At 41.1% G+C, this 18,812-nt stretch carries 16 protein-coding genes, 2 tRNA genes and 2 rRNA genes (1 of these 20 running past the window's edge); 2 read left to right on the forward strand and 18 right to left on the reverse strand.

The genetic code is table 11. The annotated features are described in order from the left end of the window. The 5 genes from ACAM22_RS07725 to rlmD form a co-directional block, all read right to left on the reverse strand. A 23S ribosomal RNA gene (locus ACAM22_RS07725) occupies positions 1–1,820 on the reverse strand; it reaches 1,081 nt to the left of the window's first position. Between the two features lie 124 nt (positions 1,821–1,944). Continuing rightward, positions 1,945–2,017: transfer RNA gene (locus tag ACAM22_RS07730), tRNA-Ala, on the reverse strand. Positions 2,018–2,068: 51 nt separating this feature from the next. Next, positions 2,069–3,614 (reverse strand): 16S ribosomal RNA (locus ACAM22_RS07735). Together the 16S and 23S rRNA genes with 2 tRNA genes alongside form the textbook arrangement of a ribosomal RNA operon. A gap of 243 nt (positions 3,615–3,857) precedes the next feature. Beyond that, positions 3,858–3,929 (reverse strand) — tRNA-Glu (locus ACAM22_RS07740). 46 nt (positions 3,930–3,975) lie between these two features. Then, positions 3,976–5,343: a 23S rRNA (uracil(1939)-C(5))-methyltransferase RlmD gene (gene rlmD / locus ACAM22_RS07745; protein WP_261053374.1), complete on the reverse strand. Its 1,368-nt coding sequence runs from the start codon at positions 5,341–5,343 to the stop codon at positions 3,976–3,978. Positions 5,344–5,380: 37 nt separating this feature from the next. On the opposite strand from rlmD, the gene recX reads away from it, so the two are divergent. Next, a complete protein-coding gene (gene recX, locus ACAM22_RS07750) occupies positions 5,381–6,157 on the forward strand; it encodes a recombination regulator RecX (RefSeq protein ID WP_261053376.1) in 777 nt (258 codons plus the stop codon). Between the two features lie 88 nt (positions 6,158–6,245). After that, on the forward strand, positions 6,246–6,779 hold the full coding sequence (locus tag ACAM22_RS07755; RefSeq protein WP_000775316.1) for a DUF402 domain-containing protein: 534 nt from the start codon (positions 6,246–6,248) through the stop codon (positions 6,777–6,779). A gap of 357 nt (positions 6,780–7,136) precedes the next feature. Here ACAM22_RS07755 and ACAM22_RS07760 read toward each other — a convergent pair whose 3' ends face one another. The 13 genes from ACAM22_RS07760 to rpoE all read right to left on the reverse strand — a co-directional run bounded on the left by ACAM22_RS07760 (position 7,137) and on the right by rpoE (position 18,553). After that, positions 7,137–7,994 (reverse strand): Rgg/GadR/MutR family transcriptional regulator, encoded by an 858-nt coding sequence (locus ACAM22_RS07760; RefSeq protein ID WP_261053379.1) that lies wholly within the window; start codon positions 7,992–7,994, stop codon positions 7,137–7,139. Between the two features lie 12 nt (positions 7,995–8,006). Then, positions 8,007–8,780, reverse strand: a complete 774-nt coding sequence (locus ACAM22_RS07765) for a class I SAM-dependent methyltransferase (RefSeq protein WP_261014553.1) — start codon at positions 8,778–8,780, stop codon at positions 8,007–8,009. A 399-nt stretch (positions 8,781–9,179) separates the two neighbouring features. Then, positions 9,180–9,947, reverse strand: a complete 768-nt coding sequence (locus ACAM22_RS07770; protein ID WP_020900987.1) for an epoxyqueuosine reductase QueH — start codon at positions 9,945–9,947, stop codon at positions 9,180–9,182. A 123-nt stretch (positions 9,948–10,070) separates the two neighbouring features. Further along, a complete protein-coding gene (gene groL / locus ACAM22_RS07775) occupies positions 10,071–11,693 on the reverse strand; it encodes a chaperonin GroEL (RefSeq protein ID WP_261053384.1) in 1,623 nt (540 codons plus the stop codon). A gap of 15 nt (positions 11,694–11,708) precedes the next feature. Next, positions 11,709–11,993 carry a co-chaperone GroES gene (gene groES, locus ACAM22_RS07780; protein ID WP_000917330.1) on the reverse strand — a complete coding sequence of 95 codons (285 nt, stop codon included), beginning with the start codon at positions 11,991–11,993 and terminating at the stop codon, positions 11,709–11,711. 155 nt (positions 11,994–12,148) lie between these two features. After that, positions 12,149–12,544, reverse strand: coding sequence for a single-stranded DNA-binding protein (locus ACAM22_RS07785; protein WP_000282442.1), 396 nt, complete (start codon positions 12,542–12,544; stop codon positions 12,149–12,151). Positions 12,545–12,621: 77 nt separating this feature from the next. After that, positions 12,622–13,383 carry an SDR family NAD(P)-dependent oxidoreductase gene (locus ACAM22_RS07790; protein WP_261053395.1) on the reverse strand — a complete coding sequence of 254 codons (762 nt, stop codon included), beginning with the start codon at positions 13,381–13,383 and terminating at the stop codon, positions 12,622–12,624. A gap of 41 nt (positions 13,384–13,424) precedes the next feature. Further along, positions 13,425–14,051: a YtpR family tRNA-binding protein gene (ytpR, locus tag ACAM22_RS07795; RefSeq protein ID WP_261053397.1), complete on the reverse strand. Its 627-nt coding sequence runs from the start codon at positions 14,049–14,051 to the stop codon at positions 13,425–13,427. Between the two features lie 15 nt (positions 14,052–14,066). Continuing rightward, positions 14,067–14,384, reverse strand: coding sequence for a thioredoxin family protein (locus ACAM22_RS07800; protein ID WP_000615777.1), 318 nt, complete (start codon positions 14,382–14,384; stop codon positions 14,067–14,069). Beyond that, the gene (locus tag ACAM22_RS07805; RefSeq protein ID WP_001815024.1) at positions 14,381–14,680 is read right to left on the reverse strand and encodes a DUF4651 domain-containing protein; all 300 of its coding nucleotides are present in this window, start codon (positions 14,678–14,680) and stop codon (positions 14,381–14,383) included. Before ACAM22_RS07805 ends, ACAM22_RS07800 begins: the two co-directional genes overlap by 4 nt. Before the next feature lie 249 nt (positions 14,681–14,929). Next, entirely contained in the window at positions 14,930–16,003 is a 1,074-nt protein-coding gene (locus ACAM22_RS07810) for an N-acetylmuramoyl-L-alanine amidase family protein (protein ID WP_261053398.1), read from the reverse strand. A gap of 119 nt (positions 16,004–16,122) precedes the next feature. Then, complete coding sequence (locus ACAM22_RS07815) at positions 16,123–17,730, reverse strand: CTP synthase (RefSeq protein ID WP_261053399.1); 1,608 nt, start codon at positions 17,728–17,730, stop codon at positions 16,123–16,125. A 235-nt stretch (positions 17,731–17,965) separates the two neighbouring features. Beyond that, complete coding sequence (rpoE, locus tag ACAM22_RS07820; protein ID WP_000418405.1) at positions 17,966–18,553, reverse strand: DNA-directed RNA polymerase subunit delta; 588 nt, start codon at positions 18,551–18,553, stop codon at positions 17,966–17,968. Positions 18,554–18,812: the final 259 nt, after the last annotated feature.

Genomic DNA, 18,812 nt, shown 5'->3' on the forward strand with positions numbered 1-18,812 from the left:
TACATCATCTTACGATTTAGCAGAGAGCTGTGTTTTTGATAAACAGTTGCTTGGGCCTATTCACTGCGGCTGACTTAAAATCAGCACCCCTTCTCCCGAAGTTACGGGGTCATTTTGCCGAGTTCCTTAACGAGAGTTCTCTCGCTCACCTGAGGCTACTCGCCTCGACTACCTGTGTCGGTTTGCGGTACGGGTAGAGTATGTTTAAACGCTAGAAGCTTTTCTTGGCAGTGTGACGTCACTAACTTCGCTACTAAACTTCGCTCCCCATCACAGCTCAATGTTACAGATATAAGCATTTGACTCATATCACACCTCACTGCTTAGACAGACTCTTCCAATCGTCTGCTTTAGTTAGCCTACTGCGTCCCTCCATCACTACATACTCTAGTACAGGAATATCAACCTGTTGTCCATCGGATACACCTTTCGGTCTCTCCTTAGGTCCCGACTAACCCAGGGCGGACGAGCCTTCCCCTGGAAACCTTAGTCTTACGGTGGACAGGATTCTCACCTGTCTTTCGCTACTCATACCGGCATTCTCACTTCTATGCGTTCCAGCACTCCTCACGGTACACCTTCTTCACACATAGAACGCTCTCCTACCATACCTATAAAGGTATCCACAGCTTCGGTAAATTGTTTTAGCCCCGGTACATTTTCGGCGCAGGGTCACTCGACTAGTGAGCTATTACGCACTCTTTGAATGAATAGCTGCTTCTAAGCTAACATCCTAGTTGTCTGTGCAACCCCACATCCTTTTCCACTTAACAATTATTTTGGGACCTTAGCTGGTGGTCTGGGCTGTTTCCCTTTCGACTACGGATCTTAGCACTCGCAGTCTGACTGCCGACCATAATTCATTGGCATTCGGAGTTTATCTGAGATTGGTAATCCGGGATGGACCCCTCACCCAAACAGTGCTCTACCTCCAAGAATCTTAATGTCGACGCTAGCCCTAAAGCTATTTCGGAGAGAACCAGCTATCTCCAAGTTCGTTTGGAATTTCTCCGCTACCCACAAGTCATCCAAGCACTTTTCAACGTGCCCTGGTTCGGTCCTCCAGTGCGTCTTACCGCACCTTCAACCTGCTCATGGGTAGGTCACATGGTTTCGGGTCTACGTCATGATACTAATCCGCCCTATTCAGACTCGGTTTCCCTACGGCTCCGTCTCTTCAACTTAACCTCGCATCATAACGTAACTCGCCGGTTCATTCTACAAAAGGCACGCTCTCACCCATTAACGGGCTCGAACTTGTTGTAGGCACACGGTTTCAGGTTCTATTTCACTCCCCTCCCGGGGTGCTTTTCACCTTTCCCTCACGGTACTGGTTCACTATCGGTCACTAGGGAGTATTTAGGGTTGGGAGATGGTCCTCCCAGATTCCGACGGGATTTCGCGTGTCCCGCCGTACTCAGGATACTGCTAGGTACAAAGACTATTTTAAATACGAGGCTATTACTCTCTTTGGCTGATCTTCCCAAATCATTCTTCTATAATCTTTGAGTCCACATTGCAGTCCTACAACCCCGAAGAGTAAACTCTTCGGTTTGCCCTCCTGCCGTTTCGCTCGCCGCTACTAAGGCAATCGCTTTTGCTTTCTCTTCCTGCAGCTACTTAGATGTTTCAGTTCACTGCGTCTTCCTCCTCACATCCTTAACAGATGCGGGTAACAGGTAGTACCTGTTGGGTTCCCCCATTCGGAAATCCCTGGATCATCGCTTACTTACAGCTACCCAAGGCATATCGTCGTTTGTCACGTCCTTCTTCGGCTCCTAGTGCCAAGGCATCCACCGTGCGCCCTTATTAACTTAACCTTATTTTCTGACCTTTCAGTCATAAACTCTTATTAATACTACAGCGTTTTCGGTTTATTTTCTTGTTACTATTTGATATAGATATTCAATTTTCAATGTGCATTACTTGGTGATCTCTCACCAATGGAGCCTAGCGGGATCGAACCGCTGACCTCCTGCGTGCAAAGCAGGCGCTCTCCCAGCTGAGCTAAGGCCCCACAAGACCTCTCAAGACTAAACAAGACCAATGCGCAGTTCCTTATCCTTAGAAAGGAGGTGATCCAGCCGCACCTTCCGATACGGCTACCTTGTTACGACTTCACCCCAATCATCTATCCCACCTTAGGCGGCTGGCTCCTTACGGTTACCTCACCGACTTCGGGTGTTACAAACTCTCGTGGTGTGACGGGCGGTGTGTACAAGGCCCGGGAACGTATTCACCGCGGCGTGCTGATCCGCGATTACTAGCGATTCCGACTTCATGTAGGCGAGTTGCAGCCTACAATCCGAACTGAGACTGGCTTTAAGAGATTAGCTTGCCGTCACCGGCTTGCGACTCGTTGTACCAGCCATTGTAGCACGTGTGTAGCCCAGGTCATAAGGGGCATGATGATTTGACGTCATCCCCACCTTCCTCCGGTTTATTACCGGCAGTCTCGCTAGAGTGCCCAACTGAATGATGGCAACTAACAATAGGGGTTGCGCTCGTTGCGGGACTTAACCCAACATCTCACGACACGAGCTGACGACAACCATGCACCACCTGTCACCTCTGTCCCGAAGGAAAACTCTATCTCTAGAGCGGTCAGAGGGATGTCAAGACCTGGTAAGGTTCTTCGCGTTGCTTCGAATTAAACCACATGCTCCACCGCTTGTGCGGGCCCCCGTCAATTCCTTTGAGTTTCAACCTTGCGGTCGTACTCCCCAGGCGGAGTGCTTAATGCGTTAGCTGCGGCACTAACCCCCGGAAAGGGTCTAACACCTAGCACTCATCGTTTACGGCGTGGACTACCAGGGTATCTAATCCTGTTTGCTCCCCACGCTTTCGAGCCTCAGCGTCAGTTACAAGCCAGAGAGCCGCTTTCGCCACCGGTGTTCCTCCATATATCTACGCATTTCACCGCTACACATGGAATTCCACTCTCCCCTCTTGCACTCAAGTTAAACAGTTTCCAAAGCGTACTATGGTTAAGCCACAGCCTTTAACTTCAGACTTATCTAACCGCCTGCGCTCGCTTTACGCCCAATAAATCCGGACAACGCTCGGGACCTACGTATTACCGCGGCTGCTGGCACGTAGTTAGCCGTCCCTTTCTGGTAAGATACCGTCACAGTGTGAACTTTCCACTCTCACACTCGTTCTTCTCTTACAACAGAGCTTTACGATCCGAAAACCTTCTTCACTCACGCGGCGTTGCTCGGTCAGACTTCCGTCCATTGCCGAAGATTCCCTACTGCTGCCTCCCGTAGGAGTCTGGGCCGTGTCTCAGTCCCAGTGTGGCCGATCACCCTCTCAGGTCGGCTATGTATCGTCGCCTTGGTGAGCCGTTACCCCACCAACTAGCTAATACAACGCAGGTCCATCTGGTAGTGATGCAATTGCACCTTTTAAGCAAATGTCATGCAACATCTACTCTTATGCGGTATTAGCTATCGTTTCCAATAGTTATCCCCCGCTACCAGGCAGGTTACCTACGCGTTACTCACCCGTTCGCAACTCATCCGGAGAAGCAAGCTCCTCCTTCAGCGTTCTACTTGCATGTATTAGGCACGCCGCCAGCGTTCGTCCTGAGCCAGGATCAAACTCTCATTAAAAGTTTGAGTTCTCACTCATTTCTGTCACTGACAGATTTATTGTTTTTTCATTGTTCAGTACTACAACCTTAGTTGTAGTGCCCTGCACATTGGTTCGTCTTGTTCAGTTTTCAAAGGTCTTTGTCACTTGCTTCTCTCAAGTGACAACTATATTAGTATATCACAGTCGCTTTCGCTTGTCAACACTTTTTTGAAACTTTTTTGAAACTTTTTTCCATCAAGTGCTTCAACCGCAACATACCATAGTCCGTACGGGATTCGAACCCGTGTTACCGCCGTGAAAAGGCGGTGTCTTAACCCCTTGACCAACGGACCAGAGTTGTTTTCAACTCTTACTATTATACAGACTTTTTAAACTTTGTCAACTCCTTTTTGAAACTTTTTTAATTAATTTTACAACAGCTTCAGTTCGAGCGGTATGTGGGAACATATCGACCGACTGGATATAATGGAGGTCATAGACTTCTACTAAGCGTACTAAATCACGAGCCAAGGTCGAAACATTACAAGAAATATAAACCATTTTTTCTGGTACATAAGTAAGAATAGTATCTAATAGCTTATCGTCCAGACCAGTACGTGGTGGATCCACAATCAGAGCATCTGCTCGGTAGCCTTCCTTATACCAGCGAGGAATAATCTCCTCGGCTGTTCCAGCTTCGTAATGTGTGTTGTCAAATCCCATTCTTTTAGCATTTCGCTTGGCATCTTCAATGGCTTCTGGAATAATATCCATACCTCTGAGTGTTTTAACTTTCTTTGCGAAGGCAAATCCAATCGTTCCAACTCCACAATAAGCATCAATCAAATGGTCTTCTTTATTTACATCCAAGGCTTTTACCGCCTCGTTATAAAGAACTTCTGTTTGTTCAGGATTTAGTTGATAGAAAGCTCGAGGAGATAGTGAAAATTCATAATCGAGTACACCTTCTTGAATACTCTCTTCTCCCCAGATAATCTCTGTCTTTTCACCATAAATCTCACTGGTTTTAGCTGTATTTGTATTTACAGCTACTGTCACAACTTCTGGGAAATCTTTAACTAAGTTTTTTACTAGTTGGGTTAAATTAAGCTGACGGTTTGTAACAATAATAATCTGAACCTGTCCAGTCTTTCTTGCTCGTCTGACCATTATCGTTCTAACACCTAGAACTTTTCTCTCATCCGTGATTGGAATCTGGTGATAAGTAAGTAATTCTGCTAGACGATTAGCAATCACTTGGGTTTCCTTGTCTTGTACTAGGCAGTCTTTCAACTCTACTAAATAGTGAGAGTTTTGTGCATATAAGCCCGCCTTAACCTGATTCTTAAATTTTCGAGTCTGAAATTGTAACTTAGCACGGTAGTACTTTGGTTCCTGCATTCCAATAGTTGGACGAATTTCATAGTTTTCATATCCTGCAGGAGCAAATTTTTTCAGTGCTTGATGAAGTAAGTCCGTCTTGAACTCCAGTTGCTTATCATAATGCAGGTGCATAATTTGACAGCCTCCGCACTCATTGTAAATAGTACAAGCTGGCACAACTCGAAATTTAGACTTCTTGTTGACCTTTAGTAGCTTTGCTTCAACAAAGTTGCGTTTAATAGAAGTAATCTGACAATAGATATCTTCTCCTTTGAGAGCACCCGGCACAAAGACTAATGTTTTTTGGTAAAAACCGATTCCCTCACCATTAATTCCCATGCGCTTGATTTTTAATGGTATTTTTTGTTTCACTTTCAGATTCATACCCCTATCTTATCACATTTTGAGTTATAATAGAACTATGAAAATCACAAAACTTGAAAAGAAAAAAAGACTCTATCTGATGGAGCTTGATAATAACGATAAATGTTATATCACCGAAGATACAATTGTTCGTTTTATGCTATCGAGAGATAAGGTGATAAGCGAAGAGGAATTGAAAGAGATACAGGACTTTGCTCAATTTTCTTATGGTAAGAATCTGGCCCTCTACCACCTATCCTTTAAAGCACGCACTGAAAAAGAAGTAAGAGGATATCTGAAAAAATACGATATTGATGAAAACATCGTTTCTCAAGTCATTGCTAATCTTAAAGAAGATAAGTGGATTAATGATGACCAGTACGCTTATGCTATCATCAATGCCAATCAACTTTCAGGAGACAAGGGACCTTATGTACTGACTCAGAAACTAGCTCAAAAAGGGATTTCAAAATCTAGTATAGAAGAGAACTTGAAAGAATTTGATTTTTCGGAAGTTGCTCAACGTGTAGCCAACAAACTATTGAAAAAATATGAGGGAAAACTTCCAGCTCGTGCCTTGCAAGATAAGATTATCCAAAATCTGACCAACAAGGGCTTCTCTTATCCTGATGCTAAAGTTGCCTTTGACGAGTTGGATAGTCAAGTTGACCAAGAAACGACTCAGGAACTCATCTTCAGGGAACTTGATAAGCAATATGCTAAGTATGCTCGAAAATATGAAGGATACGAACTTAAACAGCGTTTAACTCAAGTTTTAGCACGAAAAGGCTACGATTTTTCGGATATAGCAAGCGCTCTCAGAGAATATCTTTAATATTTTCATGTAAAATTCACAGATTTTAGGTAATTTTATGGTACAATAGTAAACGATAAACTTATAAATTGTAGAAAGTTGGTTAGTTATGAAGCTTCCAAAAGAAGGCGACTTTATTACAATTCAAAGTTATAAGCATGATGGGAGTCTCCACCGAACTTGGCGGGACACCATGGTACTAAAAACAACAGAAAACGCCATTATTGGTGTCAACGATCATACACTTGTTACCGAAAGTGATGGTCGTCGTTGGGTTACTCGAGAACCGGCTATTGTTTACTTTCACAAGAAATATTGGTTTAATATCATTGCCATGATTCGTGATAATGGAATTTCCTACTATTGCAATATGGCTAGCCCCTACTATCTGGATGAAGAAGCACTGAAGTATATTGATTACGATTTGGATGTTAAAATTTTTACAGATGGGGAAAAACGTCTCTTGGACGTTGAGGAGTATGAGCGTCACAAACGCAAAATGAATTATTCTGATGATTTGGACTATATTTTAAAAGAACATGTCAAAATTCTTGTTGATTGGATTAACAATGGACGAGGTCCTTTCTCAGAAGCCTATGTAAACATTTGGTACAAGCGCTATGTAGAACTAAAGAATCGGTAAAGTTGTCAAAGGTCAGGAACAAAATCCTGACCTTGTTTTTTTGGTAGTGTAAAATAAATTGTGTAAACACAAAAAGGAATAAATCCATTATAGCAGAGTTACAACACATTACTAGAAAGAGATTTATGCAGAATTCGCGAAATATATAAAACAAATAGACCTACTGATATTTTTTAATGTCTTTGTTCCTTTAAATTTACAATAAACTTATATCGTTTAATACAAAAATACGGAGATGATTAGTATAAAAAATACAGGTCAACTTCGTATCAAATAATTTATTTTTTGGATTTCCACCTAGCATCAATCATTTAGTACAACATTTTAAAAATAATATCTTTACAGAGAAAATGCTATTTAATCTACCAACTCATTTAATCGTTTTTGAAAATATAAAGCAATACTTTTAGATTCAATAAACTCAAAATATTTTATGACATTGTTCATTTGTTTAATTCCAGATTCTTTAGATTCAGTCAGGTATATTTTATATCCTTCTACAAATTTGAATGTAGATTTTTCAAAAACTTTTGTGTCATCTTTTAATAATTTCTTTAATTTCATTTCAAAGTAGTCTGCATATATTAGATGTGAATTTTCAAGGCAACAGAACCAAAAATTTAAACAAGCTGACACAACTAAATTTCTATTCTTGCCGATTTTTTCGTAATAATGTGTACGCTCCAGTATTTCTTTTCCAACCCTGTAAATATAATCTATTTCAAAAAGATGATATAAATTACCAATCAGCGTTATCTCATAGGACTCCCATCGTTCCTTCTGGAATAAATAGTCATATACTAAATTTAGATCTTCTCTACTAACTACATAATTACAATCTATCTGATTTAATAATCCCTGAACCATAATTGTATTTATTTTATGAGTTTTTTCCCCATTCTTCTCAAAAAGTTTTTGTTGCTCATTTTTTATTTCCTCCAATCCTTTAGTATTCAAACTATAAAAATTCGGAGATAAATTAACCAAAAAATCATCAAGCTCCGTTCTTTTATAATGTTCTAGGTGATTACAAAAATTCTCTATCGAAACATTGATATTTGATAATAATTTAAAGAACGTTGAAAGAGAAATTTCATTTTCTCCTCTTTCAAATCTAGAAAGTTGAGATTTTGATATAGAATCAGCTGCAGCATACTCTAAAGAATATCCGTTTAATTTTCTAAAATATCGAAAAGCTTCTCCATAATTTTTCACAATTTCGTTCCCTTAACTTTCTTTTCTAGCGATAAACATACCATATTCTTTAGGAATGATCAACATACCATTATTAAACTCACTTTCCAATCTTTTACGTATTATTTCCTCTTCTAGTGAGCCTATTTCTGAAATTCCTTTAAACGATTGGATGTATTTAACTAGGTCATCTATACTAGTTACCTGTAACTCATCATCATAGAGTAATGTATCGACAGAGTTAAAATACCTACTCAGGTACCTTTTACCATTTTGTAAAGTAAACGTTTTATTTTCTAAATCTTGATTAACCTCATCTTTAAATAAACTTGCCAAATAATTTACAACTCCATTTTCACCAAATGTAGCACAGTAAAAAATTCCTCCGGTTTTTAAGACCCTATTTACCTCAGAGAGAGCTTTAGGAATATCATTCACATGATGTAAAAGCATATTAGCAATAACAATATCAAACGTTTCATTCTCAAAAGAAATCTTTTGAATATCCATTATCTCATAGTTGACATTGTCTCTATTTCCAATCACTGACTTCGTTGATTTTACCATATCTTTAGAAAAATCTGTAACAACCAACTGCTTCATTTTATCTATAGAATCACTATTACTTTTCCACAGTTCTCCTGTACCACATCCCAATTCTAGAACCTTTACTTCATCAGTGATTTGGTAGTTAGAAAATATCCAATTATTAAATCCCAATTTATTTTTTGAATACTTCTTATGCAATTCTACTCGAATATCAAGATTATCATGACTTTTATATTGTTCAATTACTTTATCAATCATTTTAAATGACCTCCACTCTATAATTTGACATTATATCACAAGAATAAAGATAGTGTTAAATAAGTTGTATAAATGCAAAAAAGGAATATTCCGTTATAGCAGAGTTGTAACACATTTCTATAAAGAAATTTATTCCTACGACTCAGTTTGGCATGCTTAACTTCCTAACTCAAAAACAAAGCATCGATTAATTTATCCGTTCTTCTTTTGAAACAGATTTGAACTGATAATTGCTCGTTTTAATTTAAAAAGCTCTTTTAAGCAAAACTTCATTTTTTTAAGAGTCCAAGGCTTGTTGAAGACTCACAAGCCTTGGACTAGAAATTCAAAGATTGGTCCAGCAATTTCTGTCTATCGCTTTTCTACTAGCAAAAAACCTACCTTGAGGCAAGTTTTCATTTATATATCTAATTTCGTAACAGTAAATTTGATGTGGGAATAGTCTTTTTCAACATCCTTATCCAGCAAGAACGCTGTGGCATCCTTCTTAACTTGAACCAGGTCAATATTCTGGGCTTGGGCTGCATAGACGCATCCACAATAACATTGACGGTAGATGTCATACTCTTCACACATCTCTACTGAACGTTTGTAGCCTTGATTTTTCTTGAAATCGCTGGGAAGATAATGAGTTGTGTAAATCTTTTGCACATCGATTCCGATGCTGTTAATGGTTTGAGAATTCTTATGAGGACTGATGGTTAAAGCCGAACCGAAATAATCAAAACCTAAATCCATAGCCACTTGCGCTGTTTTATCCAGGCGGTAGTCAAAGCAAACCTTACAACGGTCGCCACCTTCAGGCTCTTCTTCCAAACCTCGAACCAGTTTACGATATTCGTTAGGTTCATAAGGAGCTTCTAGGTATTGAACGTTATTGCCAGTCCGCTCATTGAAATCACTGACAAACTTTTTAGTCACATAGGCACGCTTATGGTATTCTGCCTTGGGATGAATATTGGAATTGGCAAAATAGATGGTCACATCAGCGTATTTGGTCAAATATTCTAGGGTATAGGTACTGCAAGGGGCACAGCAAACATGCATGAGAATGGTTGGCCGTTGCTCATTTTTCTCCCATACTTGGACCATCTTCTGCATGACACGGTCATAATTAATCTTCTGATTGGGGTTCATCTTGCTCAGAATCTCTTCTACATCGATCATGTTCTTCTCCTTTTTCTAGTCTTATTTTATCATATAAGTTAGGAGAGCTCAAATCAATTTAGAAATGAACATCATAAAAAGGAGGAATAGGCATTCCCTCCTTTTGTGTTTCCTATAGAAAGCTTACATCATGCCGCCCATCATGCTTGGATCCATTGCTGGAGCTGAGGCTACTGGTTCTGGTTTATTGGCTACGACTGCTTCTGTAGTCAAAATCAAGCTGGCTACAGATGCTGCATTTTGTAGGGCTGAACGACTAACCTTAACTGGATCGATAATCCCTTGATCAATCATATTGACCCACTCACCAGTTGCTGCGTTGAATCCTGTACCAACTTCAGCATTTTTCAAACGATCGATAACGATAGATCCTTCAAATCCTGCATTGTGGGCAATTTGACGGACTGGTTCTTCCAAGGCACGGAGAACAATATTGCGGCCTGTTGCTTCGTCTCCTGTCAATTTCAAATCAGCCACGGCTGGTATAACATTTACAAGGGCTGTTCCACCACCTGCAACGATTCCTTCTTCAACAGCTGCACGAGTAGCGTTGAGGGCATCTTCAATACGGAGTTTCATTTCTTTCAACTCAGTCTCAGTTGCAGCTCCGACCTTAATAACCGCTACACCACCTGACAATTTGGCCAAGCGTTCTTGCAATTTTTCACGATCAAATTCAGAAGTTGTAGTTTCGATTTGAGACTTGATAACTGCAATACGGTGTGAAATCGCTTCAGGATTTCCCGCACCTTCTACGATAACCGTGCTATCTTTGTCCACAGTTACTCTCGCTGCTTGACCAAGCGCTTCAATTGTCGCATCTTTCAACTCAAGACCAAGGTCTTCTGTGATAACTGTTCCACCTGTCAAGATGGCGATATCTTCAAGCATGGCTTTGCGACGGTCACCAAAACCAGGTGCCTTGACTGCCACCACGTTGAAGGTTCCACGAATCTTGTTCAAAACAAGAGTTGGAAGAGCTTCGCCATCAACATCATCCGCAATAATCAAGAGTGGACGATTGCTTTGGAGAATGCTTTCTAGTAATGGCAAGATTTCTTGGATATTGGAAATCTTCTTATCAGTAATCAAAATGTATGGATTTTCAAGGTCAGCCATCATTTTTTCGCTATCTGTTACCATATACTGTGAAAGATAACCACGGTCAAACTGCATTCCTTCCACAACTTCAAGTTCTGTTTCCATACCACGTGACTCTTCGATAGTAATGACTCCATCTTTGCCAACTTTTTCCATGGCTTCAGAGATGTATTCACCGACTTTTTCAGAACGAGAAGATACGGCGGCGACCTGAGCGATAGCTTCTTTATTGGCAACAGGGATTGCATTGTTTTTCAAGGCTTCTACTGCTGCTGCAACTGCTGTTTCAATCCCACGACGAATGCCGATTGGATTTGCACCTGCTGTGACGTTTTTGATGCCTTCGCGGACGATTGCTTGGGTCAAGACAGTTGCAGTTGTCGTTCCGTCACCTGCGATATCATTGGTTTTTGAAGCTACTTCTGATACCAATTTGGCACCCATATTTTCAAAATGGTCTTCCAACTCGATTTCTTTAGCAATGGTCACACCATCATTGGTAATCAAGGGTGAGCCAAATGATTTTTCCAACACAACGTTACGACCTTTTGGCCCCAAGGTTACTTTAACAGTGTCTGCAAGAATATCGACACCTCGGACCATAGCTGAACGAGCATCAGATGAAAATTTAATTTCTTTTGACATACTTACTTTCTCCTTCTATTCTTCAATGATAGCCAAAATGTTCGCTTCGCCAACGATGATGTACTTTTCATCGCCATCTTTGACATCAAGACCTGCATGGGCTTCAACCAAGACACGGTCGCCAGTCTTAACGCTTGGGGCAACCAAATCACCGTTCAAGGTACGAACACCTTGTCCAGTAGCTACAACTTGGGCTGTTTTTGTTTTTTCTTGGGCTGAGCCTGCAAGGACAAAGCCTCCAACAGTTTGTTCTTTTTCTTCGATTTTCAAGACCACACGGTCTCCTAATGGTTTCAACATCTGATTTCCTCCATAATGAGATAGATATCATTAGCACTCTTTATATCTGAGTGCTAATTTATAGTTCTATTGTATCACTTGGTCAGAAATAGTCAAGAAAAAAGTCTGACTTTGGCAAGATAAAAAGCCTGAGACAAACTCAAACCTTTTAATGCTTAAAATGGCAATTCTTCCTCTTCCAAGACTAGGTCTGCCAAGTCTTGGCCTGCGTTATTTTCACGCATGGCACGTTGGGCACGACTTTCCAAGAGTTGGAATCCTGTAACAAGAACTTCGGTCACATAGTTCATCTGGCCATTTTTCTCAAAACGACGGGTACGTAATTCTCCATCAACGGAAATGAGACTGCCTTTGGTTGCGTAGCTGGCCAAAGTTTCTGCTAGTCTACCCCATAGGACCATATTGACAAAATCAGCTTCACGTTCACCGTTTTGGTCTTTATAACGACGGTTCACAGCGATAGTTGCTCGTGCTACTGACTTGTCATTGTTGGTTTTATGCAATTCTGGTGTAGACGTTAAACGTCCGATTAAGATAACTTTATTATACATATTTTCTTCCTCCTACTTATCTATTCGCAGGAAATCAAAAAAAGTTACAGAAATTTGTAACTTTTCGAGAAAATTTTTTATTTTTTATGAACCATGAAACCTGTCGCCTGTTGATTGGCCATAATGGTCATATCTGTAATCTGCACACGGCGAGGTTGACTGGTCACATAAACCACTGTGTCTGCAATATCCTGAGCTTGCAAGGCTTCGATTCCCTGATAGACGGACGCAGCACGCTCTTTGTCACCATGAAAACGTACCGTTGAGAAATCTGTTTCGACAATTCCAGGCTGAATGGTCGTCACCTTGATGTCCGTTGCGATAGTATCAATTCGCAGTCCATCTGAAAAAGTTTTAACTGCCGCCTTGGTGGCTGAGTAAACAGCGGCTCCCGCATAAGCATAGATTCCTGCGGTCGATCCCATATTGATAATATGCCCCTGATTGGCTTTTACCATTGCTGGCAAGAAACAGCGAGTGACTGCCATCAAACCCTTGACATTAGTATCCAACATGGTCAGCATATCTAACTCTTCATAGTCCTGATAGGGTGCTAAACCTAGAGCCAGTCCGGCGTTATTGACCAATATATCAATCTGCTCTATCGTTTCTAGAATATCAGAGCAGACAGTCTTCACCATGGTCATATCCGTGACATCTAGTGGAAAGGTCCAAACTGTTTGATTTGGATAGGTTGCTGCAAACTCTGACTTAAGGACTTCTAATCTGTCTATCCGTCGTCCTGTTAGAACGACATTCTCACCCTGCTTCAGATAAGCCCGCGCAATCGCTTCACCAATCCCTGATGTCGCTCCCGTAATCACTACATTTTTCGCCATCTTATCCCCCTCTATCTGGTCTATCAGATACTGACAATTTCTTAGGCAGTCCAGTGTTTCGCTGGGTCGAATAGTGTTCCGACAACGTGGTCTTCTGATAATTCAATAACACCACGTTTTTGCGGAGCATTTGGCAGATGCAATTCACGAGGACTACACATCATTCCAAAACTCTTTTCGCCACGAAGCTCGCCTGGGAAAATGAGATTGCCTTTTGGCATCATAGCTCCAGGAAGAGCCACAATGGTTTTCAGACCGACACGCGCATTGGGAGCCCCTGCAACGATTTGCACTGTCTTGTCACTTGCGACTGCAACTTGGCAGATGTTGAGGTGGTCACTATCTGGATGAGCTACCATCTCGACAATTTCACCAACAACAAACTTAGGTTCCTTGTCATTGACAATTTCTTCTGTAAAGCCTTCCGCCTGTAGTTCTTGGTTCAAACGAGCGACTTGCTCATCTGTCAAAAAGACTTGACCGCGCTCTGCAATTTCAAACAAACTTGAAACTTCGAAAATATTCCAAGCTACTGTTTCCCCATTATCTTTGAGAAAAACACGGGCTATCTTGCCTTTGCGTTCCACATCCAGTTTAGCATCTCCGCTGTTTTTCACGATGACCATAAGGACATCACCGACATGTTCTTTGTTATATGTAAAAATCATTATTTCTCTTTTCTCCTATTTCAGTCCTGCTAAAAAGTCATTGATTTGTTGCTTGCTTTTACGGTCACGATTGACAAAACGACCGATTTCCTTGTCCTTTTCTAGAACAACAAGGCTAGGAATTCCGTAAACATCCCAGAGTTTGGCCAAATCCATATACTGGTCTCGGTCCACTCGAATAAAGGTAAACTCTGGATTGGTCTCCTCAATTTCTGGTAAGGCAGGATAGATATAACGACAATCGCCACACCAGTCTGCCACAAAAAGAAAGACCTTCTTGCCATCTTTCTCCACTAAAGATGCCAATTCTTCTAAACTTGCTGGTTGTATCATAAAACTTCCTCCTCATAGACTAGGTCTTCATTTTCATAGACAAAGGTATAATGACGGCCATCCTCAAAAATGACGCCACCAACCAAGCTCTCTAGACTGCTTTCATAGACTTGAACATAGAGGGTCGCAATTTCCCCCATGTCTGAAAAATGGTCTCGCACAATCGCTGTCAACTCTTCCTGAGTCTTCATGAGCTTATGGTCATCTGCAACTTTTTTCGTAGCAAGGGCAAGGCTCCCAATACCAAGCAAAGCCAAGCCTGCCATCCACATTTTTTTAGCTTTCATACCATTCATTTTAACACAAAAAAGGCTTTAGGACAAATGAGGAAGTAGCAGAAAAGCAAGTAAAAAGCCCCTTCCTTTAAGGAAAAGGACTTCTTATACTCAATGAAAATCAAAGAGCAAACTAGGAAGCTAACCGCAGGCTGCTCAAATCACTGCTTTGAGGTTGTAGATAGAACTGACGAAGTCAGCTCAAAACAGCGTTTTGAGGTTGTGGATAGAACTGACGTGGTTTGAAGAGATTTTCGAAGAGTATTATTCTTATTGCCAAGCGCCTGAGTTACCAACGTAGTAACCATCAGGTGTGTAGGTATTGCGAAGCATCTTACCTGATGAAGCCAGATAATACCACTTGCCATTATCTTTGACCCAATCATTCGATAACATGGCACCAGAAGAACTTACATAATACCAGTCTCCCTTGTCATAAACCCAAGTATTTGCTTTCATGGAGCCTGAAGTTGATAAATAGTACCACTTGCCTTGGTCGTAAAGCCAATCACTCGCAATCATGGCTCCTGATGATTTAAAGGCATACCAGTTGCTACCTTGATAAAGCCAAGTTTGATTGAACATGACTCCTTTATCATTCATAAAGTACCAAGTTCCCTTGTCCTTAACCCAATCATTCTGCACTAATTGACCTTGTTTTTGATAGTACCAGTTTTGGTTTGATTTTAGCCAGCTTTCTGCTTTTACAATCGGATAAAGTTCTTTGAAAGCTCCTCCATCATATTTGTGACTGATAGACTTTAGTTTTTCAAGTTTCAACTCGCCATTGTTATAGTCTGCCCAAGCAAAGACTTTTTGACCATTGACAGTCTCTGGTAAGGTAGCAGTGTAAGTCTTGGTTTGATAATCCCATTTTGTATCAAGGTAGGTGTATTGATTATTTGATTCTTCAATACGGTAGTAGCCTCTCTTTCCACTATCATTATGAATATCATCCACAACTTTCGTTAACCAGGTCTTCACTTCGTTTCCGCTCTTAGCCTCGACCTTGATATCTCCTCTATAGCCATATGGAACATAGAAATTCAGGTAACGCCCCTCTACGCCCATCATAGACTTGTCCTTTTCTTGACCTAGGAAATTGACAGTTTGATCTTGACCATTGAGACTGACCGTCCACTCGATTTTCTCGTTTTTTGGCAAATCCAATACTTTAATATCTACTTCATGGCCACTGTTGAATCGAAGAATCTTTCCATCTTGATACTGCACTCCACACTTGACAACCCATTCTTCTTTAAGCTCAAATGCCTGCCCTGAATGAGGAAAAGCCAGTAAAGCTAGACCTGCTAGAGATAAACCAAATAGTGTGATTTTTTTCATTGTAAATCCTCCTTAGGATTTTTTATGTTAATTATATCACTATGTTTTTATTTTGCAAATCTTATCCTAAATATGCAAGCAAAAAACCTCTGAGATTCTTCTCAAAGGTTCTGATTTTGCTAATTACTGTTCTCAACTGCTGCAGTCACAAAGGCAGTGTAGAGTTCTTCTGGACGATTTGGACGGCTTGACAGTTCAGGGTGATACTGACACGCTACAAAGAATTTATTTTCAGGAATTTCCACGATTTCGACCAAACGATTGTCTGGAGAAACTCCTGAGAAGACAAAGCCTGCTTCCTCAAACTGCTCACGGAAGGCATTGTTAAACTCATAACGATGACGGTGACGGCGTTGCACCACTTCTTGATTGTGATAAGCAGCCGCAGCCTTAGAACCACGTTTCAACTTAGACGGATAAAGTCCCAAGCGAAGGGTTCCACCCATATCCTCAACGTCAATCTGATCACGCATGATATCAATGATAGGGTATTTTGTTTCTGGTGCAAGTTCTGCAGAATTGGCACCTTCGAGTCCTAAAACGTGACGAGCAAACTCGATACATGTCAACTGCATTCCCAAGCAGACACCCAACATTGGAACATCATTTTCACGCGCATAGCGGATGGCTTGGATTTTCCCTTCAGTACCACGTTGACCAAAACCACCTGGCACGATGATTCCGTCCGCATCAGACAAAAGTTCTGCCACATTCTCTGCTGTCACATCATTGGCATTGACCCAATTGATTTTAACTTCTGCATCATTGGCATAACCAGAGTGTTTCAAGGCTTCGACCACTGAGATGTAGGCATCTTGCAACTCCACATACTTACCAACAAGGGAAATCTTGACTTGTTTCTTAAGGTTCATGACCTTGTCCACCATAGCTGACCACTCTGTCATATCCGCTACTGGTGCATCTAATTTCAAATGGTCACAGACAATTTGATCCATACCTTGAGCCTGCAAGTTCAATGGAATTTGGTAAAGGTGTTCAACGTCCAACGATTCGATAACGGCTTCTGGTGCCACATCACAGAACTGTGCTAGTTTGTTTTTAATTCCTTGACCAGCTGGTTGTTCTGTACGAATCACCAACATATTTGGTTGGATTCCCAATCCACGCAATTCTTTGACAGAGTGTTGAGTTGGTTTGGTTTTCATTTCACCGGCAGCCTTGAGGTATGGAAGTAAGGTTGTATGGATGTACATAACATTATCCGCGCCAACATCTGCCTTCATCTGACGAAGAGCCTCTAGGAATGGCAAGGACTCGATATCTCCTACTGTTCCACCAACTTCTGTGATAATGACATCCGAGTCGGTCGTTACAGCGGCACGCTTGATTTTTTCTTTCAAAGCATCTGTTATATGAGGAATGACTTGAACAGTTGCCCCAAGGTATTCTCCACGGCGTTCTTTACGAAGAACTTCACTGTAAATTTTACCAGTTGTCACGTTGGAATATTTATTAAGATTGATATCGATGAAACGTTCATAGTGACCCAAGTCCAAATCTGTCTCAGCTCCATCATCTGTCACAAAAACTTCCCCGTGCTGATAAGGGCTCATAGTCCCCGGATCGATATTGATATAAGGGTCAAACTTTTGAATGGTTACTTTGAGACCACGATTTTTCAAGAGACGGCCTAGACTTGCTGCGACGATACCTTTCCCAATAGACGACACCACACCACCAGTTACAAAAATATATTTCGTTGACATAGATTCCTCTTTCTAAAATGCTCAAGGCCTTGTTGACTACGAGGGGACATAGAAAACAAGACCCTACTAATAAGATAATCTGGGACGACTGCGCCAGATTCACAACTAAAATACAAGAAGATAACTTCTTGAAAAAACAAAAATAGCTCCCTAAGAACTAGGGAGCCCCGACCTCTAAAAGAGGTGCCCGAACAATATGATACCTAAAAATAGGACAATTGTCAATAGCAAATTTTTATTCCTCGATGTTTTCAGCATCATCATCTGAAAACTCATCGTCTTCTTCGTTGAGATCCACGTCTTCTCCCAAGTCATCTGGGGCGATTTCGTTGATTTCTGCATCGTAAGCTTCCACTTCATTTTTCTCATCATCTGGATTTTCATCATCGTATGAAAGAGCTGGATCTGCTTCGTATGCATCTTCGTCTTCTGGATCGTCCGCATTGTAGTCAATAGCATCTGAATCGCCATCCATGAAGGCATTGACACGTTTCTTCTTAGCTTTTGGTGCTACTTCATCGTCATCATTTTCCTCAAGAGCGATGATTTCTTCGTCGATTTCGTCTACACCATACCATGAACGAAGACCCCATTTATTGTCTCCAAGCGAGATGAAGCTACCGTCAAAGTTCAACTCTGTGTAGAACAAAGGCAAAGCTTCGCGGATATCGCTGTTTGATGTTCCAAGGTAGTTTTGAATTTCATTTACAAGATCGCTAAAATGCATCTCATGATCGCGACCACGAAGTTCCAAGATAGCACGCGCTACCTCAATCATAGATAGTTCACTTTTTTCTTGCCCAGCAAATACTTCTAATTCCAAAGCGTTTCTCCTCATTTATACTACTATCGCCAGAGCGAACAGACTCTGACCTCATTTTATCATTTACTCTTTATTTTACGATAATTTTGCGGAATAGTCAAAGGTTAAGGGGGAGAAAGTGACAGGACTTTTATTTCGCTAACTTCTCAAAGTAACTTCCACTTGCCTAACAGAAGTGGAAATTAGTCTAAAACGGATTTTTATTTCTTCGCTACCCAGCCGATGGTGTCAATAAGTGGGTGTACGGGAACGAATTGAC

This window comes from Streptococcus sp. SN-1, from assembly GCF_041154385.1.
Lineage (GTDB): Bacteria > Bacillota > Bacilli > Lactobacillales > Streptococcaceae > Streptococcus > Streptococcus mitis_CT.